At 71.2% G+C, this 19,859-nt stretch carries 20 protein-coding genes and 1 pseudogene; 13 read left to right on the top strand and 8 right to left on the bottom strand.

The window, feature by feature from the left end:
* The first annotated feature begins 217 nt into the window (after positions 1–217).
* The 4 genes from ABZ833_RS20750 to ABZ833_RS20735 all read left to right on the top strand — a co-directional run bounded on the left by ABZ833_RS20750 (position 218) and on the right by ABZ833_RS20735 (position 2,549).
* Positions 218–736 carry an Asp23/Gls24 family envelope stress response protein gene (locus tag ABZ833_RS20750; protein ID WP_361048667.1) on the top strand — a complete coding sequence of 173 codons (519 nt, stop codon included), beginning with the start codon at positions 218–220 and terminating at the stop codon, positions 734–736.
* 66 nt (positions 737–802) lie between these two features.
* On the top strand, positions 803–988 hold the full coding sequence (locus ABZ833_RS20745) for a hypothetical protein (RefSeq protein WP_361048666.1): 186 nt from the start codon (positions 803–805) through the stop codon (positions 986–988).
* Positions 985–1,968 carry a DUF6286 domain-containing Asp23/Gls24 family envelope stress response protein gene (locus tag ABZ833_RS20740; protein ID WP_361048664.1) on the top strand — a complete coding sequence of 328 codons (984 nt, stop codon included), beginning with the start codon at positions 985–987 and terminating at the stop codon, positions 1,966–1,968. The genes ABZ833_RS20745 and ABZ833_RS20740 overlap by 4 nt, the downstream gene beginning before the upstream one ends.
* Positions 1,965–2,549, top strand: a complete 585-nt coding sequence (locus ABZ833_RS20735) for a hypothetical protein (protein ID WP_361048662.1) — start codon at positions 1,965–1,967, stop codon at positions 2,547–2,549. Before ABZ833_RS20740 ends, ABZ833_RS20735 begins: the two co-directional genes overlap by 4 nt.
* Before the next feature lie 26 nt (positions 2,550–2,575).
* On the opposite strand, the gene ABZ833_RS20730 is transcribed toward ABZ833_RS20735, so the two are convergent.
* The 6 genes from ABZ833_RS20730 to ABZ833_RS20705 all read right to left on the bottom strand — a co-directional run bounded on the left by ABZ833_RS20730 (position 2,576) and on the right by ABZ833_RS20705 (position 8,660).
* Positions 2,576–3,142, bottom strand: coding sequence for a rhodanese-like domain-containing protein (locus ABZ833_RS20730; protein ID WP_361048660.1), 567 nt, complete (start codon positions 3,140–3,142; stop codon positions 2,576–2,578).
* A gap of 129 nt (positions 3,143–3,271) precedes the next feature.
* Complete coding sequence (locus ABZ833_RS20725) at positions 3,272–4,630, bottom strand: deoxyribodipyrimidine photo-lyase (RefSeq protein ID WP_361048658.1); 1,359 nt, start codon at positions 4,628–4,630, stop codon at positions 3,272–3,274.
* 45 nt (positions 4,631–4,675) lie between these two features.
* Entirely contained in the window at positions 4,676–5,431 is a 756-nt protein-coding gene (locus tag ABZ833_RS20720) for an anti-sigma factor (protein WP_361048656.1), read from the bottom strand.
* Positions 5,428–6,012, bottom strand: a complete 585-nt coding sequence (locus tag ABZ833_RS20715) for a sigma-70 family RNA polymerase sigma factor (RefSeq protein ID WP_361048654.1) — start codon at positions 6,010–6,012, stop codon at positions 5,428–5,430. Before ABZ833_RS20715 ends, ABZ833_RS20720 begins: the two co-directional genes overlap by 4 nt.
* 73 nt (positions 6,013–6,085) lie before the next feature.
* Positions 6,086–7,603, bottom strand: coding sequence for an SDR family oxidoreductase (locus tag ABZ833_RS20710; protein ID WP_361048652.1), 1,518 nt, complete (start codon positions 7,601–7,603; stop codon positions 6,086–6,088).
* 67 nt (positions 7,604–7,670) lie between these two features.
* The gene (locus ABZ833_RS20705; protein WP_361048771.1) at positions 7,671–8,660 is read right to left on the bottom strand and encodes a LacI family DNA-binding transcriptional regulator; all 990 of its coding nucleotides are present in this window, start codon (positions 8,658–8,660) and stop codon (positions 7,671–7,673) included.
* 278 nt (positions 8,661–8,938) lie between these two features.
* On the opposite strand from ABZ833_RS20705, the gene ABZ833_RS20700 reads away from it, so the two are divergent.
* The 9 genes and pseudogenes from ABZ833_RS20700 to ABZ833_RS20660 form a co-directional block, all read left to right on the top strand.
* Positions 8,939–9,865 (top strand): sugar ABC transporter permease, encoded by a 927-nt coding sequence (locus ABZ833_RS20700; protein ID WP_361048650.1) that lies wholly within the window; start codon positions 8,939–8,941, stop codon positions 9,863–9,865.
* A gap of 4 nt (positions 9,866–9,869) precedes the next feature.
* Complete coding sequence (locus ABZ833_RS20695) at positions 9,870–10,838, top strand: carbohydrate ABC transporter permease (protein WP_361048648.1); 969 nt, start codon at positions 9,870–9,872, stop codon at positions 10,836–10,838.
* 65 nt (positions 10,839–10,903) lie between these two features.
* Positions 10,904–12,244 (top strand): sugar ABC transporter substrate-binding protein, encoded by a 1,341-nt coding sequence (locus ABZ833_RS20690; RefSeq protein ID WP_361048646.1) that lies wholly within the window; start codon positions 10,904–10,906, stop codon positions 12,242–12,244.
* Positions 12,245–12,303: 59 nt separating this feature from the next.
* A complete protein-coding gene (locus ABZ833_RS20685; RefSeq protein ID WP_361048644.1) occupies positions 12,304–14,355 on the top strand; it encodes a beta-galactosidase in 2,052 nt (683 codons plus the stop codon).
* A 139-nt stretch (positions 14,356–14,494) separates the two neighbouring features.
* The gene (locus ABZ833_RS20680; RefSeq protein ID WP_361048642.1) at positions 14,495–16,525 is read left to right on the top strand and encodes a glycoside hydrolase; all 2,031 of its coding nucleotides are present in this window, start codon (positions 14,495–14,497) and stop codon (positions 16,523–16,525) included.
* A gap of 121 nt (positions 16,526–16,646) precedes the next feature.
* The gene (locus tag ABZ833_RS20675; protein WP_249591674.1) at positions 16,647–16,826 is read left to right on the top strand and encodes a hypothetical protein; all 180 of its coding nucleotides are present in this window, start codon (positions 16,647–16,649) and stop codon (positions 16,824–16,826) included.
* A 107-nt stretch (positions 16,827–16,933) separates the two neighbouring features.
* On the top strand, positions 16,934–17,419 hold the full coding sequence (locus ABZ833_RS20670; RefSeq protein WP_361048640.1) for a flavin reductase family protein: 486 nt from the start codon (positions 16,934–16,936) through the stop codon (positions 17,417–17,419).
* A 232-nt stretch (positions 17,420–17,651) separates the two neighbouring features.
* Positions 17,652–17,879 (top strand): hypothetical protein, encoded by a 228-nt coding sequence (locus ABZ833_RS20665; protein ID WP_361048638.1) that lies wholly within the window; start codon positions 17,652–17,654, stop codon positions 17,877–17,879.
* A gap of 134 nt (positions 17,880–18,013) precedes the next feature.
* Positions 18,014–18,145 (top strand): annotated as a pseudogene (locus tag ABZ833_RS20660) (ABC transporter permease); the annotation flags it as partial.
* Positions 18,146–18,279: 134 nt separating this feature from the next.
* On the opposite strand, the gene ABZ833_RS20655 reads toward ABZ833_RS20660, so the two are convergent.
* Entirely contained in the window at positions 18,280–19,014 is a 735-nt protein-coding gene (locus tag ABZ833_RS20655; RefSeq protein WP_361048636.1) for a hypothetical protein, read from the bottom strand.
* A gap of 124 nt (positions 19,015–19,138) precedes the next feature.
* On the bottom strand, positions 19,139–19,747 hold the full coding sequence (locus ABZ833_RS20650) for a TetR/AcrR family transcriptional regulator (protein ID WP_361048634.1): 609 nt from the start codon (positions 19,745–19,747) through the stop codon (positions 19,139–19,141).
* Positions 19,748–19,859: the final 112 nt, after the last annotated feature.

Genomic DNA, 19,859 nt, shown 5'->3' with positions numbered 1-19,859 from the left:
TCACTTCGGTCGTGCTCGTACGACACACGAAGGGCCCTCCGCGTTACGCGGCCCAGGAACGCTACATGCCGGGCGGGAAAAATCCCGCGAGGCGCGTAACAGACCCGCGGCATCCGGGTCGGAGCAGGAGAAGAGCCGGATACGGGCACCTCGCCCGGGCCGGCACCGACAGCACGAGCCACCGAGAAATCCCTGACGACGACCAGGAGATGCCACCATGACGACGCAGGACCTCACTTCGCATGCAGCCGTGTCAGGCAGCACCGGGAAGGACCTCACCGGCGGGGCTCAGAAGAGCCTCGGAGCCACCACCGTCACGGGCAAAACGGGCGCGGCCGAGCCGGCGGCGACGCGGGGCAAGACCTCCATCGCCGATGTCGTGGTCGTGAAGATCGCCGGAATGGCGGCGCGCGAGATCCCCGGCGTGTTCGACATGGGCGGCGGCCTGTCCCGCACCATCGGCGCCGTGCGCGACCGTGTTCCCGGCGGGCGCCCGAACGTCGGCCGCGGGGTGAAGGTCGAGGTCGGCGAGCGGCAGACCGCGATCGACCTCGACATCGTCGTCGAGTACGGCGTGCCCATCACGGACGTCGCCCATGACGTGCGCGAGAACGTCATCTCGGCGGTGGAGCGCATCACCGGCCTCGAGGTGGTCGAGGTGAACGTCGCCGTCAACGACGTCCACCTGCCCGAGGACGACACCGCGGACTCCGGCGGCGAGACGCGCGTCGAGTAGCGCACCGCCCGCACGGACCACCTTCCGGTGGTGTCAGATGTCCCCTTCTGTGGTGTGAGGTGAGCGGTGAGCACAGCTCTGGTCGGCCTGCTGGCGGGCATGGCCCTGGGATTCGCCGGGTGGTTCGGCGGCTTCGGCGCGTTCCTCCTGGTCGCCGCGCTCGGCGCGGTCGGCTTCGTCCTGGGGCGCCTCGTGGACGAGGGCACGGACCTGCGTGCCTTCCTCGGCGGGCGTGACCGGGAGCGGCGATGACCACGCCCGCGGCGGAGCGCGGTTCGACGACCGTCGCCGATCGCGCGGTGCGCCGCATCGCGGAGCGCGCGGCGACGGAGGCCCTGGCACCCGGCGCGGTCGAGGCCGCCCGGGGGTCGGCGTCCGTGCGGGGCCGCAGGGCCCGGGTCGGCGTCACCGTGACCCTGCCCTATCCCGCCGTGCTCGACGAGGCGGGCGAGCGCGTGCGGTCGCACGTCGCCGAGCGCACATCCCGGCTCACGGGGCTCACCGTGCCGTCCGCGCGGATCCACGTCCGGGGTCTGTCCCCCCGCGCGCGGTCCGCCGGGCAGCTCGCGCCACCGGTCGCGGGCACGGGGGCCGCGGAGGCGTCCGGGGGTCGCGCGCGGCGCCCGTGGTCCCAACGGCGCCTGCCGATCGCGGTGTTCGCCCTCGCCGCGGCCGCGGTCTGCGGTGTGCTGCTGTACGACGTGGTGTCGGTGCACGCGGCCGGGCACGCGCCCGCGCACTGGCGGGTGGAGGTGATGGAGTGGCTCTCCACGCATGGCCCGGACGGCGCCACGACCTCCGGTGTCCTCGCTGCGGTCGCCGTCTTCGCGCTCGGCGTGTGGCTGCTGGTCCTCGCCGTCACGCCGGGCCGTCGCAGCGGTCTCCCGATGCGGCCACCGCTGCCCGGCGTGCACGCGGTCCTGGAACGCCGGGCGGTCGCCGGTTTCCTGCGGGACGCGGTGACCGACGTGCCCGGCGTCGGCCGGGTCCTGGTCCGGGTCGGCCGCCGCAGGGCACGGGTGCGCGCCGGTCTCGAGTTCGGTGAACAGGACGGCGCACGGCGGGCGGTGACCGAGGCCGCCGAGGCCGCGGCCGCCGGGCTCGGCCTCGCGAGGCCGCTACGGCTTCGCGTGCGGCTGAGGACGGAACCGGCCTGGCGGGCCCCGGCGGCCGAGCCTGGGCCCGGATCCGCGAGCGTGCCCACCGCAGCGGAGAGGAGCACCCTCCGATGAGCCGGCTGCGCGGCGGCGTGAACCGCTCGACTCTGCTCTGCCTGGCGGCAGTTCTCCTGGCCGGCGGAGCCGCGCTGGCTTCCGTGACCGCTCCCGTCCGCGACCGGCTGCCGTCGGCCGTGCCCCGTATCGGCGCCGACCGGGTGTGGCTGGACCAGGAGCTGCTCGGCCGCTGGCGTGATCACGGCTGGTGGCCGCCCGTCGTGATCGCCGCGCTGGCCGTCGGCGCCGCCCTGTTCCTCTGCTGGTCCTTCGCCCAGCTCCGCACCGGCCGGCTGCGCGAACTCCCCCTCGGGCAACCCGGCGTCACCCTCTCCGCCACGGCTCTGGCCGCCGCGATGACCGAACGTGCCCGAGCCGTCGACGGCGTCGCCCGCGCCCACGTACGCCTGCTCGGACGCCCCCGGCGGCTGCGGGCCCGCATCACACTGGTCCTCGGCCCCGACGCCTGCCCGGAAGCGGTGCTTGGCGAACTCGCCCGGGGCACCGTCGCCGAGGCACGGGCGGCCGCGGCGCCGCGCACCCTGGAGGCGGACGTACGCCTCACGGTCCGGCGGCACCGGGCGCGCCGCATCCACTGAGCGCGGGCCCGCCCCACGGTCAGCGGTTATTGCTGCAGGGCTTCGAGCGTGGTGCGCAGGTCGGTGGCGCGAGGGCGGTTGTGGGGAAGCCTGGCCAGGGCGGCCGCCATGCCGCAGGTGTTGGTCACGGCGGAGAAGACGAGGCCCGCGCCGATACCGGCGGCCAGCAGGCGCGCGGGCCGGTAGCGGGTTCCTGCGGCGATGCCGAGGACGACGAGGGACCCGGCGGCGAGGCGGACCTGGCGTTCCATCGCCCAGGCCTTCGGCGCCCCTTCGGAGGGCTGCAGCGGGTGGCCCTGCTCGGCCCAGGCGGTGGTGCCGCCGGCGAGGGTGGCGGCGGGGATGTCGGCGGCGGCCAGCTCGGCGCACGCGGTGGCGGAGCGGTTTCCGGAGGCGCAGACCATCAGGAGCTCACCGCGGGCGGCGGCGGCCTTGAGCTCGGGCAGCGCCGTGTGCAGGTGGTCCACGGGGATGTTGTGGGCTCCGGGGATGTGGCCGGAGGCGTACTCGCCCGGGGTGCGGACGTCGATGACGGTGTACCGGTCCAGGCGGGCTGCGGCCTGGGCGGGGGCCAGATCGGCGGGGAAAGTCATGTGGGGCTGTCCTTTCGTTGGTCCAAGGCTCTCACCCCGGCGGGCCGAAATACCCCCAGGGGTATCGGTGGCCGCGCGGCGCCGCCCTCCGGAAGCCTCCGCCGCCCGGCCCTCCGGTGCCTTTGCCGGTCAGGCGCCGCGTGCCTGCTCGAAGCGGGCGCGGCCCTCGGCCAGTTCGACGATCGGGTCGGGGTAGTCGACGCCCGCGCGGTCCAGGCCCTCGAGCTTCCACGGCTCGTGGACGTAGCGGTCCGGGACGTCGGCCAGTTCGGGCAGCCAGCGGCGTACGTAGCCGCCGCCCGGGTCGAAGCGCTTGCCCTGGATCACGGGGTTGAGGACCCGGTTGGGCCGGGTGTCCGTCCCGGTGCCCGCCGCCCACTGCCAGTTCATCTGGTTGTTGGCGACGTCGCCGTCCACCAGGAGGCTCAGGAAGTGCCGCGCCCCCACGCGCCAGTCGACGTAGAGGGTCTTGGTGAGGAAGCTCGCCACCACCATCCGTCCCCGGTTGTGCATCCAGCCCTCGTGGCGCAGCTGGCGCATCGCCGCGTCCACGAAGGGGTAGCCGGTGCGCCCTTCGAGCCAGGCGGTGGTCTCCTTCTTGTTCGTGCGCCACCGGTCACCACGCGAGCGGTAGTCCCGGGCCGCCGCGTCGGGACGGGCCGCGAGGACCTGGTGGTGGAAGTCCCGCCAGGCCAGCTGCCGGATGAACGCCTGCGCCCCCGACGAGCCCTCACGGGATGCCTCGCGGATGACCTCGGCCGCCGACAGGGTGCCGAAGTGGAGGTGGGGCGAGAGGCGCGAGGTGGCATCGCCCGCGATGTCGTCGTGGCCGTCCTCGTACCCCGCGATGCCGCCGGACAGCCAGGACCGCAGCCGCCGGCGTCCCGCGTCCTCACCCCCGGCGTCGAGTCCCGGCGAGACGCCGCTGATCTCGCTGCGCGGCTGCACCTGCTCCGACGTCACGTCGGCGACCCGCACCGTGCGCGGAGCGGCCAGGACATCCCGTACGCCCTCTGCCGCCCAGCGCCGGAAGTACGGGGTGAACACGGCGTAGTGGTCGTTGCCCGCCGGGAGCAGCTCCCCCGGTGCGACGGCCGTGACCACCGCGTCGTGCACGACCAGACGGCAGTCGGTGTCGCCCAGCGCGGCCCGCAGCCGCTCCTCGCGCCGCGTCGCGTACCGGCTCACCCCTGCCGCGACGTGCACCCGCGTCGCGCCGGTCTCCTGTGCCACCCGGTGGACCTGGTCGACGACGTCACCGGTACGGACCACGAGGCGGCCGCCTCGCTTGCGCAGCCCCGCGTCCAGGTCCTCCAGGCAGTCGGCGAGAAAGGCCAGCCGGTTCGGGACGGCGAATCCCGTGGACCGCAGCCCCTCGTCGTACACGAACAGGGGGACGATCCGGTCCGCCTCGCGCTGCGCGGCGCGCAGCGCCGGGTTGTCGTGCAGCCGGAGATCGGAGGTGAAGAGGACGATCGAGACAGTCACTTTCTGCGGCTCCTCATGTTCATGATGTTCATGCTCTGCGGCTCCTCAGGCCGTGGGGAAGTTCATCAGGGCCACCGGGTCGGACGTCGGCTCATCGGAGCCGCCCGCCGGTTCCACGGTGATGCCGATGCCGGACGCCTGGTCCACCGGGCCGTCGAGCAGCACCGCTTCGGTGCTGCGGCCCGGATTCATCAGACCGGCCGAGCGCATCGTCCCGTCGTCGTTGAACCACAGTTGATAGACCTTGCCCGAGGGCGGCTCGGGCATCTTGGCCGCCACGAACGCGGCCTGGTTGAGGCTCTTGGCCACCACGACCGTGCCGGTCGCACCGTCGGTGAGCCGGCCGGTGGACGCCTTGGCGTCCGGCGCCGCGAGCACCTTGGCCAGCTGCGCGGCCTGTTGCTGCGCCTGTTCGGCACGCTCGCCCGCCTCGTCGGCCCGCTGGTTCTGCCATACGGCGATCCCGCCGAACCCGGCGGCCAGGGCCAGACACGCGGCGAGGGCGAAGCGGGACAGCTGCCGCCCGCGGCTCGTGCCACCGGTGGTCTTCGCCGGTGTGGGCGTGTGCGGCGGCAGCTGGCGGACGGTGGCGATCTGCCGCAGCACGTCGGCCTTCATCTGCGCCGGAGGGGCGGCCGACACGGCGCGGGCCAACCGCCCAGCCGTCGCGGCCAGTTCGCTCACCTCCTGGGCACAGGCCTGGCACTCCTGGAGGTGCCGCTCGAACTCCGTGCGCTCCTCGTCGGTGAGGGCGTGCAGGACGTAAGCACCCGTCAGCGTGTGCAGATCGGCGGCGCTCATGCGCTCACCCCCAGGCAGTCGCGCAGCCGGATCAGACCGTCGCGCAGGCGGGTCTTGACCGTCCCCAGGGGCACCGAGAGGAGCTCGCCGACCTCCCGGTAGGTCAGCCCCCGGTAGTAGGCGAGGGTCACGGACTGCCGCTGCAGCTCGGTCAGGTTGCGCAGGCAGCGGCGCACCTGTTCGCGCTCCAGGCGGTTCTCCACCTGCTCGCTCACCTCGTCGAAGGCGGGTGTGCGTTCGAGTAGCGCCGCTTTGTGGTCGCGCTCCGCCGACGCCTGTACGGACCGCACACGGTCCACCGCTCTGCGGTGCGCCATCGTCAGCACCCAGTTCATGACACTCCCCCGCTCCGGCCGGTAGCGCGCGGCCGTACGCCACACCTCCACCAGCACCTCTTGGGCGACCTCCTCGGACTGGGCCGGGTCGCGCAGCACCGTGCGCACGAGCCCCAGGACGGGAGAGCAGACCGCGTCGTACAGCGAGGCGAACGCCTGTTGGTCGCCGCGGGCCACCCGGCTCAGCAGTTCGGGCAGATCGGGTCCTGCGGAGGGAGCTCCGCTGATGTGCACTACTTCGTTCACCCGGTGATCCTCCTGGACGCTGGTCGCCTTCAGAGGTGATTCGGAGCCGGTGCGCCGCAGGATTGCCCCCGGGTCACGATTTCTTCGTGATCCCCGCGGTGCGCTGTTCGGCCGTACGTGTGATGTTGCGGGCCATGCCGCCGAAGACGAGGGCGTGGAACGGCGAGACGCTCCACCAGTACGCATGCCCCAGAAGTCCGTGGGGATGGAAAAGAGCCCGCTGGCGGTAGCGCGTGCGGCCCTTCTCGTCCTGTTCCGCGTACATCTCGAGCCAGGCGAGACCTGGCAGCCGCATCTCGGCCCGCAGCCGCAGCAGCCGTCCCGGTTCGATCTCCTCGACCCGCCAGAAGTCCAGCGGGTCCCCCACCCGCAGCCGCTGGGCGTCACGGCGGCCGCGCCGCAGGCCGACCCCGCCGACGAGCCGGTCGAGCCAGCCGCGCACCGCCCAGGCCAGCGGGAAGGAGTACCAGCCGTTGTCGCCTCCCACGCCCTCCACCACGCGCCACAGTGCCTGCGGCGAGGCGTCGACGGTCTGTTCCCGCCGGTCGGTGTAGAGGCTGCCGCCCGACCAGTCGGGGTCGGTGGGCAGCGGGTCGCTGGGGGCGCCGGGCACCGATGCGGACGACCACCGGGTGGTGACCTGGGCGTCCTTCACGCGCTTGAGGGCCAGGGCGAGCGCCGTGTCGAAGGTGATCGGGATGCCGGGCTCGTCGGGGACGTACCGGGCGATGTCGTGCTCGTGGCAGACGACCTCGTGGCGCAGGGATTCGGCGAGGGGACGGGCGATCGACGCCGGTACGGGGGTGATCAGGCCGACCCAGTGGCTGGAGAGGCGCGGGGTCAGCATGGGGACCGGCACGATGAGGCGGTGGGGCAGCTTCGCCACGGTCGCGTACCGGCTCATCATGTCGCGGTAGGTGACGACGTCGGGGCCGCCGATGTCGAAGGCGCGGTTGACGTCGTCGGGCATGGTGGCGCTGCCCACGAGGTAGCGCAGGACGTCGCGCACGGCGATGGGCTGGATCCGGGTGCGCACCCAGCTCGGCGTGACCATGACCGGCAGGCGCTCGGTGAGGTAGCGCAGCATCTCGAAGGACGCGGAGCCGGAGCCGATGATCACGGCGGCCCGGAGCATGGTGGTCGGCACACCGGATTCCAGGAGGATCCGGCCCACTTCGGCCCGTGACCGCAGATGCGGCGACAGGTCCTTCTCCGGGATGCCCTCGGGGGTGAGCCCGCCCAGGTACACGATGCGCCGCACGCCCGCGGCGCGGGCCTGCTCGGCGAAGATCCGGGCCGTTGTGCGGTCCGTCTTCTCGAAGCCGGATCCGGTGCCGAGCGCGTGGATGAGGTAGTACGCGACGTCGATGTCCCGCATGGCGTCGCCGACCGACTCGGCGTCGGACGCGTCGCCCCGCACCACCTCGGCCCGCCCGGCCCAGGGGTAGTCGCGCAGCTTCTCGGGCGAGCGGGCCAGGCACCGCACCCGGTGCCCCGCGTCGAGCAGCTCGGGCACGAGCCGCCCTCCGATGTAACCGGTCGCCCCGGTCACCAGGCAGCGCAGCCCCTGCGCACCTCCGCCGCTGTCCATCGGCACCTCCGGCCTCGGGTGACGTCCTCGGGTCCACCCTCTCCCGGGGACCGCCTCTCGCGCGCGGTCAGCGCGAAGGTGGCCGGGCGGTGCTCTGCCGCAGGACGAGCCGGGTGGGCACCAGCGTGGTGCCGCGCTCCGGCGTGCTCTGCTGCATCTGGCGCAGGACCCCCTCGACGCAGCGGCGCCCCACCTCGGCGAAGTCCTGGTGGACGGTGGTCAGGGGTGGCTGGAAGGAGCCGGACTCGGGGATGTCGTCGAAGCCGATGACGCTGACGTCGTCGGGCACCTTGCGGCCTCGCTCGTGCAGGGCGCGCAGGAGGCCGAGGGCCATCTGGTCGTTGGCGGCGAACACCGCCGTGCAGTCCGGCCGGTCGGCGATGCCGAGACCTGCCCGGTAGCCGGACTCCGCCGACCAGTCGCCGCGCACGAGCGGCGGCGGGACGCGTCCGGCCTCGTCGAGCGTCGCCCGCCAGGCGTCGGCGCGGCGTTGGGCGGCATAGGAGTCCTCGGGTCCCGCGAGGTGCCATACGGTCCGATGGCCGAGGTCGAGCAGGTGCTTGACGGCGTCGCGGGTGCCGCCCGCCTGGTCGGTGTCGACCACGGTGTAGCGGTCCCCCGCGTCCGAGTCGGCCACGACGACCTGGACATGGGGCGGCAGGGAGAGGGCCGCCGCGTCGAGCAGGTGCACTTCCATGATGACGATGACGGCGTCGACGGCGAGCTCCCCGAGGCGGGAGAAGGCGCCCCGCACCTCGTCCTGGGTGGGGACGGCGACGGGGAGCAGGGTGACGGCGTACCCCTCCTGCGCGGCGGAGGTGGCGATCGCGTCGATGGTGCGCACGTTGCCCGTGGTGGAGAGGGTGAAGGTGATCAGGCCGATCGTGCGGAACTCGCCGCGCTTGAGGGCGCGGGCCGCGCTGTTGGGCCGGTAGCCGAGCTCCTTCATGGCGGCGAGCACCTGCTGCCGGGTCTCCTCGGTGACGCCCGAATACCCGTTGGAGACACGGGAGACGGTCTGCGAGGAGACGCCGGCGAGACGGGCCACGTCGGCCATGGACGCGCTCTGCCCGCGGCGCGCGGTCCGTTCGCCCGGGATGCCGCTCGCCGAGGTGCTTTCGGTTGCTTCCACTGTCTCCCTCGCCGTTGCTCTCAGTCTTCTCGGATGACCCTTGACCGTCGCCATCGGGGCAGTGTAGACATTCCGCCACTGAATGTTTACGTAAACATAACATCCTGCGGCACTCGGCTCATCCCCTTGTCACGCCGCGATGTTTACGCAAACATCGCGGCACGTGACGACGCCGGCTCCGAGAAGGACGAGCGAGGAACGACATGACGACGCTTCACCTGCAGGGGGCCGCGGAGCGACCTCCCGCCCCACCCCCGTCACCACGGAACCGCCGTTCCTGGACGGGCTGGGGCTTCATCGGTCCCTTCGTGGCGGTCTTCGCCCTGGTCTTCCTGGCTCCCCTCGCCTACTCGGTCTATCTCAGCCTCTTCCGTGACCAACTCATCGGCGGCACCACGTTCGTGGGCCTCGACAACTACCAACAGGCGCTGGGCGACGACCAGTTCTGGGCTTCCCTGGGGCGGGTATCGCTCTTCCTCGCGGTGCAGGTCCCGATCATGCTGGGCATCGCCCTGCTCGTGGCCCTCGCCCTGGACAGCGGCCGCCTGTACGGCAAGGACTTCTTCCGGATCTCGGTCTTCCTGCCCTACGCCGTGCCCGCCGTGGTCGCCTCGCTGATGTGGGGCTTCATGTACGGCACCCGCTTCGGGCTCGTGGGCGACATCAACGACGCCCTCGGCGTCTCGCTGCCCGACCCGCTCTCGCCCTCGCTGGTCCTCGCGTCGATCGGCAACATCGTCACCTGGGAGTTCGTGGGCTACAACATGCTGATCTTCTACTCCGCGCTCCGCGTCGTCCCGCACTCCCTGTACGAGGCCGCGGAGATCGACGGCGCCGGTCAGCTCCGCGTCATCACGGCCATCAAACTCCCCGCGATCCGCGGCGCGCTGGTCATCGCGACGATCTTCTCGATCATTGGCAGCTTCCAGCTGTTCAACGAGCCGAGCATCCTGCAGAACCTCGCGCCCAACGCCATCACCACCGACTACACCCCGAACCTCCTCACGTACTCGCTGTCCTTCTCCGGTCAGCAGCAGAACTACTCCGCGACGGTCGCCATCGTCATGGGCCTGATCACCATGGTCATCGCCTATGTCGTCCAGCTGCGCGGCATGCGCAAGGGAGCGTGACCCGATGACCGGACCGAGCAGCCCCGTCACCACCGCCTCCCCGACGATCCCGGCGCCCGCCCGCGCGCCGGGCGCGCCTCCCCGCCTGCGCACACCCCGCGCCCGAACGTCCCGGCCGCACACCGCGGGCCGGCCCCGGCGCAGCGTCCTGCTGACCGTGCTCACCGGCCTCGTCCTGCTCTACAGCCTGATACCGCTGCTGTGGCTGGTCGTCAGCGCCACCAAGACCCAGGAGGGGCTCGCCGGCTCGTTCGGCCTGTGGTTCGGCGGGGACTTCGCCCTGTGGGACAACATCAGCGCGACCTTCACGTACAACGACGGTGTCTTCACCCGCTGGTTCCTGAACACCCTTCTGTACGTGGTCGTCGGGGCCGGGGGCGCCACCTTCCTCGCGGTCCTCGGCGGCTACGCCCTCGCGAAGTTCGACTTCCTCGGCAAGCGCGCGGTCTTCGCCGTCGTCATCGGCGCCGTCGCCGTGCCCGGTACGGCTCTGGCGGTGCCCACCTTCCTGATGTTCAGCAAGATGGGCCTGACCGACACCCCCTGGGCGGTCCTGATCCCCTCGCTCATCTCGCCCTTCGGGCTCTATCTGATGTGGGTCTTCGCCACCGAGGCCATCCCCACCGAGCTGATGGAGGCCGCCCGCATCGACGGGGCGAGCGAGCTGCGCACCTTCTTCCAGGTCGCCCTGCCGCTGCTCGCGCCCGGCACCGTGACCGTCCTGCTGTTCACCATGGTCGCGACCTGGAACAACTACTTCCTGCCGCTGATCATGCTCAAGGACCCCGACTGGTACCCGCTGACCCTGGGCCTCAAGAGCTGGAACGCCCAGGCCGCGACAGCGGGCGGCGATCCCGTCTTCCACCTGGTGATCACCGGCTCGCTGATCACAGTCCTGCCGCTGATCGCCGCGTTCCTGCTGCTCCAGAGGTACTGGCAGTCCGGACTCGCCGCCGGAAGCGTCAAGGAGTAGTTCCCGCACGCCAGTTGACCCCTGTTCCACCCCTTGTCGGACCACGGAGAAGTGGAAGCATCGCCATGCCCCAGAACACCCGCCGCCTGCTGCGCGGCATAGGTCTCGTCTGCGCCCTCGCCCTGGGCGCGACCGCCTGCGGCGGCTCCGACGACGACGGATCCGGCCAGAAGCAGGTCTCGGCCTCGGACATCAAGGCGGCCCTGAAGAAGGGCGGCAAGGTCAAGGTGTGGGCGTGGGAGCCCACCCTCAAGAAGGTGGTCACCGACTTCGAGAAGGAACACCCGGCCGTCGACGTCGAGTTGGTGAACGCAGGCACCAACAAGGACCAGTACACGGCCCTGCAGAACGCGATCTCGGCGAAGAAGGGCGTTCCCGACGTCGCTCAGGTCGAGTACTACGCGCTGAGCCAGTACGCCCTGACCAAGTCCATCACCGACCTGACGCCCTTCGGCGCGGACAGGCTCAAGGACTCCTACTCGCCGGGCCCGTGGAACGCGGTGAAGTCCGGCGACGGCGTCTATGCCCTGCCGATGGACTCCGGCCCCATGGCCCTCTTCTACAACAAGAAGGTCTTCGACAAGCACAAGATCAAGGTGCCGACGACCTGGGACGAGTACCTCCAGGCCGCCCGCAAGCTGCACAAGGCCGACCCGAAGGCGTACATCACCAGCGACACGGGCGAGGCGGGCCTGACCACCAGCCTGCTGTGGCAGGCGGGTTCGCGCCCCTACAAGGTCGACGGCACCAAGGTGGGCATCGACTTCTCCGACAAGGGCGCCCGCACCTACACCGAGACCTGGCAGAAGCTCATCGACGAGAAGCTGGTCGCACAGATCAACCCCTGGACCGACGAGTGGTACAAGGCGTTCGGCGACGGCACCATCGCGACGCTGGCCACCGGTGCCTGGATGCCGGCCAACTTCACCTCCGGTGTGAAGGAGGCCGCCGGCGACTGGCGCGCGGCGCCGCTGCCGCAGTGGACCGCGGGTGCCAAGGCGAGCGCCGAGAACGGCGGCAGCTCACTGGCCCTGCCGGAGCTCGGCAGGAACAAGGAACTCGCGTACGCCTTCGTCGAGTACGCCAACTCCGGCAAGGGCGTGCAGACCCGCATCTCGGAGGGCGCCTTCCCGGCGACCACCAAGGACCTGAAGTCCAAGGCGTTCCAGGACACCGAGTTCCCCTACTTCGGCGGCCAGAAGGCCAACAAGGTCTTCGCCGAGTCCGCGGCGAACGTCGCCGACGACTGGAAGTACCTGCCCTACCAGGTGTACGCCAACTCGGTCTTCAACGACACCGCGGGCAAGGCCTACGTCTCGGGCACTCCGCTGTCCGAGGGCCTGAAGTCCTGGCAGGACGCCTCCGTCAAGTACGGCACCGAGCAGGGCTTCAGCGTCCAGAAGTGACGCGGCCGACCGCACCGCACGGCTCGAACAATCCCGAGCACCACACCGGAAGGACCACCATGCCCCCCACCCTCCCGTCCCGGCTCCTGCGCGGACCGGACGGTGACGTCACCCCCCGTCTCGCGTACGGCGCCGACTACAACCCCGAGCAGTGGCCGCGCGCCGTCTGGGAGGAGGACGTCCGGCTGATGCGCGAGGCCGGCGTCAACATCGTCTCCGTGGGGATCTTCTCCTGGGCCCGCATCCAACCGGCCCAGGACACATGGGACTTCGCGTGGCTCGACGAGGTCATGGACCTGCTGCACGCGGGCGGCATCGGGGTCGATCTGGCCACCGCGACCGCGTCCCCGCCGCCCTGGCTCACCGCGGCGCACCCGGAGATCCTTCCGGTGACCGCCGCCGGTGAGACGGTGTGGCCGGGGGCGCGGCAGCACTGGCGGCCCACCTCACCCGTCTTCCGCGAGCACGCGCTGCGCCTGGTGCGCGAGATGGCCCTGCGCTACGCCGACCACCCGGCCCTGGTGGCCTGGCACGTCTCGAACGAGCTGGGCTGCCACAACATCTACGACTACTCCGACGACGCGGCCCGCGCCTTCCGTGACTGGCTGCGCGCCCGGTACACCACGCTCGACGGCCTCAACCACGCCTGGGGAACGGCCTTCTGGGCGCAGCGCTACAGCGACTGGGAGCAGATCCTGCCCCCGCGGCTCGCGGCGTCGCACCCCAATCCCACCCAGCAGCTGGACTTCAAGCGGTTCTCGTCGGACGCACTGAAGGACCATCTCCGGGCGGAGCGGGACATCCTGCGCGAGCTCACACCGGAGGTGCCCGTCACCACGAACTTCATGGTGATGGGCGGCACCAAGGGCATGGACTACGCCGACTGGGCGGGCGAGATCGACTTCGTCTCGAACGACCACTACGTCGTGCCGGGGCCGCAGGCACGGGACGAACTGTCCTTCTCCGCCAGCCTCACCAGCTCCATCGCGGGCCACCGCCCGTGGTTCCTCATGGAGCACTCCACCAGTGCCGTGAACTGGCAGCCCGTCAACCTGGCCAAGCGCGAGGGCGACCTGGCCCGCGACTCCCTGCTGCACGTCGCGCACGGCGCCGACGCCGTGTGCTTCTTCCAGTGGCGCCAGTCGGCGGCAGGCGCCGAGAAGTACCACTCGGCGATGGTGCCGCACGCCGGAGCCGACAGTGAGCTGTTCCGTGCGGTGACCGGTCTGGGGCAGACGCTCAAGGCGCTGGCGCCCGTCGCGGGTTCCGGGCGCGAACCGGCGCGTGTCGCCGTCCTCTTCGACTGGGACTCGTGGTGGGCCAGCGAGCAGGACTCGCATCCCACCTCGCGGCTCGACTACCACCAGGAGGCCCTGGACTGGTACTCCGCGCTCCTGGCCCTCGGCATCCGCGCCGACGTGGTGACCAAGCGGACCGAACTCGCGCCGTACGACGTCCTGATCGCGCCCGTGCTGCACGTGGTCCCCGAGGCGCTGGCCAAGGACCTCACCCGCTATGCCGAGGGCGGCGGCCATCTGGTCACGACCTACTTCTCCGGCATCGTCGACGAGAACGACCACATCTGGCTCGGCGGCTATCCAGGAGCGCTGCGTGATCTGCTCGGCATCCGCGTCGAGGAGTTCGGGCCGCTGCTCGACGACGACGCGGTGGAGCTGGACAACGCCACCACGGGCACGGTGTGGACCGACCGGGTCACGGTCACGGGACCGGAGGTGGAGATCCTCGCCCGGTACCGCACCGGCGCGTACGCCGAGCGTCCCGCCGTCACCCGCCGGGCGGCTGGGCGGGGTTCGGCGGCGTACGTCTCCACCCGGCTCGGAGCGGACGGCCTCGCCGCCCTGCTGCCGCGGCTCCTCGCCGGCGCGGGCGTCGAGAGCGAACTGCCCGCACCCGCACGGGGACGCGTCGAGCTGGCCGTACGCCGCGATGCCGAAAGCCGCTATCTGTTCCTGGTCAACCGGACGGACGACACCGTGCCCCTGCCCGGACTGACCGGAGACGTCCTGATCGGCGAAGCCCGGGATGCCGCCGACGGCACTCTCTCCCTGCCGCCCAGAGAAGTCGCGGTCCTGCGCCGCCCCCATCCCTGACACCACCACCCCCTCCTGTACAGCGCCACCCGTCCCAGAGCCGTGCCGTCCTGCCCGCATGGGGGGGCGACACGGCTCCGCAGCGCACCCGAGTTGGGAGCACACGTTGGCACCTCGCACCCGCACGAGAACTCGCACGATGACCCCTACGAGGACCCGCACGAGGCGGCTCATCGGCATCGTCGGCATCACCGCCCTGGCCACCGGGGCGGCCCTGGTCACCGCCCCGCCGCAGTCGGCCGCCGCGGCATCCGACGCCGTCACCGTCCGGCCCGATCCCTCCTACCAGCACGAGAGGTTCGAGGGCTGGGGCACGAGCCTGGTCTGGTTCGCCAACGCCACCGGCGACTATCCCAAGGAGATACGCGAGAAGCTGGCCGGGCTCCTCTTCGGCGACGACGGCCTGGCCCTGAACATCGCCCGCTACAACATAGGCGGCGGCAACGCCCCCGACGTCAAGGACTATCTGCGCCCCGGGGGCGCGGTCGACGGCTGGTGGAAGGCCCCGGCGGGCACCACCCGCGAGGACACCGACTGGTGGAGCGCCACGGACCCGGCCGACTGGAACCCGAAGGCCGACGCCACCCAGCGCTGGTGGGTCGACCGGATCAAGGACGACGTCGACCACTGGGAGACGTTCAGCAACTCGCCGCCGTGGTTCATGACCGAGAGCGGTTATGTCTCGGGCGGCTTCGACGCGAGCGACGACCAGCTCAAGACCGAGTCCGTCGACGACTTCGCCTCCTACCTGGTGGGCGCGACCGAGCGTCTCGAGAAGTCCCACGGCATCAAGGTCGACACCCTCGACCCGTTCAACGAACCGAACACGGACTACTGGGGCACCCGTCTGGGAGCGGACGGTGAGCCGGTCGGCGGCCGGCAGGAGGGAGCTCATATCGGCCCCGAGCTCCAGCAGAAGGTGATCCGTGCCCTCGACCCGGCCCTCAAGAAGTCCGGGTCCGGAGCGAAGATCTCCGCGATGGACGAGACCAATCCCACCACCTTCACGCGGAACTGGAACTCCTACCCGCAGGAGGTCAGGGACGCCGTCAGCCAGATGAACGTCCACACCTACGGCACCGAAGGACGCACCAGCGTGCGCGATCTGGCCAAGGCGGCGGACAAGCCGCTGTGGATGAGCGAGGTCGAGGGCGACTGGGGCGACGGCCAGGACTTCGACGACATGCGGCCGGGCCTCGGCATGGCCCAACGGATGGTCGACGACCTGCGTGAACTGGAGCCGAAGGCCTGGGTGTTCTGGCAGCCGGTGGAGGATTACGACAACATGAAGCCCGGCGGCGAGTCCGCCAAGGGCGGCAACTGGGGCAGCATCCAACTGCCGTTCAGCTGCACCTCCAAGGACACCCTGGAGACCTGCCCCATCCGTACGAACACGAAGTTCGACACGGCCCGCAACTTCACCCACTTCATCAAGCCCGGCGACCGGCTCGTCAACGTCGACGACACCTCGAGCGCCGCCGCCGTGTCCCAGAAGGGCGACGCGGCGACGGTCGTCCACGTCAACAGCACGACCGCCGAGCGCACGGTCACGGTCGACCTGTCCAAGTTCGGCCGTGTGCGCGGCGCGGCCACCATCACCCCCGTCGTGACCAGCGCCGAGGGCAAGCTCGAACGGCACGACGCCATCGACGTCAGCGGCAAGAAGGCCACCTTCACGGTGCCCGCCCAGTCGGTGACCTCGTTCCTCGTCAAGGGGGTCTCCGGTGTCGCGAAGGACGCCGCCCCGCTGCAGAAGGACCACACGTACGGGCTGACCGGCGTCCAGAGCGGCAAGGAACTCACCGTCGCCGACAACGGCACCGGCCTCGTCATCAAGACCGCCGCGGACACGGGCGCCCAGCGGTGGCGGCTGCGGCAGATCAGCGGTGACACCGGAAATCAGCGGCGGTACGTGTTCGCCGACTCGGCGCAGGGAAAGCGGCTGGCCGTCCGTGACGGCGCGCCGGTGGTCGAGCCCGACACCGGTCCCCGCGACAAGGCCGTCCAGTGGATCATGTCCACGACGGGTGACGGCACATGGACCCTCGTCAACGCGGCCACGGGCCGACTGCTCGAGGTCGGCGGCCAGGCCACGCACGACGGAGCCGCCGTCACGACGTGGACACCGAACTCCGGGGCCAACCAGCGCTGGAGGGTGACCGAGCGGTAATCCCGCCCTCGGCGGCACTCCTCACCAGGGATCATCACGCAGCGCAATCGCTTGACATGCACTGGGTTACCGCCCATGCCACGATGAGAAAACCAAATCCGCCCTCACGAGGAGTGAACTCATGGGCAAGCAAAAGCGGTCCGTCGATCCGTCCCGTCAGGCCCCCGGCCGCCAGGAGCCGGCACAGCGGGGCCGGCGCGAGCAGGATCCCGCACAGCCGGGCCAGAACCGCCGGCAGGAGCGCAACCCGGGCGATGCGCGCGCGCAGCAGCGTCAGGACGTGGACGACGACCTGGTCTGACGCTCGGACCGCGTAGATCCCGAGGGGCGCACCCAGCACATGGGTGCGCCCCTCGGCATGATGGGAGACGCGGCACCGGATGTCCCGACCCAGGAGAGGTGGTCCCTTTGGTGGATGTGGACGGGTTCACCGACCGGCTCGACTACCCGATGTACGTGGTGACGGCGGCCGCCGACGGCGTGCCCGCGGGCTGCCTGGTGGGATTCGCCTCGCAGTGTTCGCTTGATCCGCCTCGCTTCGTGGTGTGGCTGTCGCGGGCGAACCACACGTATCGCGTGGCCCAGGGCTCCGCGCTCCTCGGCGTACATCTTCTCGGGCGCGAACAGCACCAACTGGCGCGGCTGTTCGGGGGCGAGTGCGGCGACCGGGTCGACAAGTTCGCCGACATCCCGTGGGAACCGCGCACGGGCGGGACTCCCGTACTCACGGACTCCTGCGCCTGGTGGGTCGGCAAGGTCGAGCGGCGCGCGGACTGGGGAGATCACGTGGGCTTTCATCTCACCCCGGTGGAGGCGGGCGCCGACCCGCCGCCGCACCAGGAACTGCTCCGCCTGAGCGACGTCGCCGACCTCACCCCCGGCCACCCGGCCTGATCCTGGAAGGCCGGTCCAGCTCCACCCCGGAAGGGGCGGTCCGACTCCACCCCGGAGGGGCGGCCCGGCAGGACTATCCTTGAGCTTGACGAGAACCAACGGCAGCCTGTGCCCTCAGCTGCTGGAGGTAGCCATGAAAGGCGAACACCCCGGCCGCCGCGGGCACCCGCACACGGCATCCGGCCCCCCGGACCCTGGACCGCGCACCCACGGTCAGGACGGCGCGTCCCCGTTGCACACACAACGCGCCCATCGCCTGCGCCACCTGCTCACCTACGTCTACACGCCGCTCTTCCTGGTCCTGGCCGTGCTCTTCGGGGTGTGGGCAAGCGGCGGGCCTCCCAGCCCCTGGGCGCTGGCGGGCCTGGCGATCCTCTTCGCGGTCCTTGCCCTCCTCGCCCTGGCCGTTCACTCGGCCCTGCACCACCGCCACCGTGACCACGGCGGCCCGCGGCACTGAGCCCCTGCGGCCCTCCCTCTCCACCGCGCTCCCCCTCCGGCCCGCACCTCCGCTACTCCGTCTTGCTTAGTACCGGTAGTCAGCGTTACCGTGTACCGGTACTCAGTGGCGCTGACTAGCGCAGGGACTGTCGCCAAACCCTGCGCGGCCTCCTCCTCGGCACCGAGATCGGCAACAACGGCTGGATCGCGATCGCCTGGTGCGTCGCCCTGATCGCACTCGGCTACCGCTGGTCGACGGCGCAGTTCAACCGCGACCCCCAGTAGGCGCGCGGGCTGTCTCCCCTCCGGCAGCCCGCCCCGCCCCCGGGCGGCGCGCCCCGACACCACGTCAGCCCGGTGACCACTTCTGGACGCTCCACGTCTGGCGGGTCAGCCGCCGTCCGGCCCAGCCGTCCGGTCTAGCCGTCCCGCAGCCGGACCGCCGCGCGCCCGGACTCCGGGTCAGCCTCCAGCACCACGTACCGGCCGAGGACGGCGAGGGCGACCAGGCAGCCGCCCATCTCCAAACCCTCCTCCACGATCGTTCCCAGCATCAGCACGGTGCTGTGACCGTGCGCGTGCGCCCAGCCGTTGAACGCCTCGGTCAGCAGCGCCCCGCCCAGATACACCCCCAGTGCGGCAAGGAGCCCGCGCCGCAGGTCGCGCGGGAGCTTGCGCGCCCACAGCACGGCGATGGCGGTGCCGCCCGCCGCGAGCACCGCGCCGGGCAGCACCCAGGCGTGCGTGGGCAGCGAACCCCCGGCCCACTCCTTCCACGACCGGCCGACCTCGCCGAGGCGCTCGTGCAACGAGACCGTCTCGTCGATGCTCAGCAGTGCGGTCGCGCCGAAAAGCCCCAGCCAGGACAGTCGCCCGGGGCGCGCGTCGCGCCCGCTGAGCAGCGCGGCGGTCAGCGCCACGCCCGCCACGGCAAGGAGCAGCGTGCTGTTCCACCAGGTGGCCAGGTTGGCCTCGACGTCGACGTTCACCAACCTGCGGACGGCCGGTATGGGGTCGTAATGGTTGTAGGCACGCGTGGCGAGGTCGGCGAAAAGTAAGGCCGCGGTGCCACCCGCGGCAAGCCACAGGACGCGGCGAGCCGGCGGTCTCGCGAGCTCACCCGCGAACCGGTCGCGCGTTTCAATATCGGTCATGCGTACGGAGGTTAGCGGTTTGATCAGAGGACGAAGGCCCCGGGGCGCCCCGTATGGTGCTCCTTCCGGCAGACCTCCTGCGACTACGCATACGCGATGAACTCAACCACCGCGTTCCGCGGCCTCAGGCGCGGTCGGCCACGTCATGGCCCGTGACCGCGCGGGCGTAGGCGCGCAGCGCGGTGATCACCTCGGCGCGGGTGCGGCGGCCTGCGAGGACTTCCATCTGGTAGCCGTCCTCCATGGCGACGAAACTGGCGGCGAGCAGGCGCGGCGGGTCCTGCAACGTGAAGTGCCCCTGAGCCTGCCCCAGGACCAGGATTCCTGAGTAGACGGCAATCTGACGTTCCGTCAGTGCGCTGTCGAGGGCCGCGGCCTTGGCGTCACGCAGGCAGCGCGGCCAGTACTCGAAGAGCAGCCGCGTCAGCGCGTCGTCGGGTCCGCCGGCGACCCCCTTGTCGATGCAGGCCGCGAGTTGGTCGCGCGCGTCGGCGAAGTGGTGCGCGGCCTCTTCGCGTTCCTGGCTGTAGCGCTCGATGGCCTGCTGGTAGGTCACGTGAACCAGAGCGTCCAGGTCGCCGTAGTAGAGCACCGCGGCGGGCGTGACCCCCGCCTCCTCCGCGACATCACGCAGCCGCAGGCCCTCAAGACCGCGCGCCACCAGAGCGCGCTCCACGGCCTTGCCCAGCTCGGCCCGGCGGGCCTCCTTGCTACTGCCCTTCCTGGCGGCCACGCCCGTCTCCTCTTCAGCCCTGTTGCAGAAAAATTTAACGATAGCTCGATTGGTATTGACGATCCAGCGGCCCAAGTCTTAAATCTGCGTTTAACAAACCTGCGGCCCACGG

Source organism: Streptomyces sp. NPDC047525, from assembly GCF_040643025.1.
Classification (GTDB): domain Bacteria; phylum Actinomycetota; class Actinomycetes; order Streptomycetales; family Streptomycetaceae; genus Streptomyces; species Streptomyces durmitorensis.
Note: the sequence above shows the minus strand (reverse complement) of the source record. Positions and strands in the feature narration are given on the sequence as shown.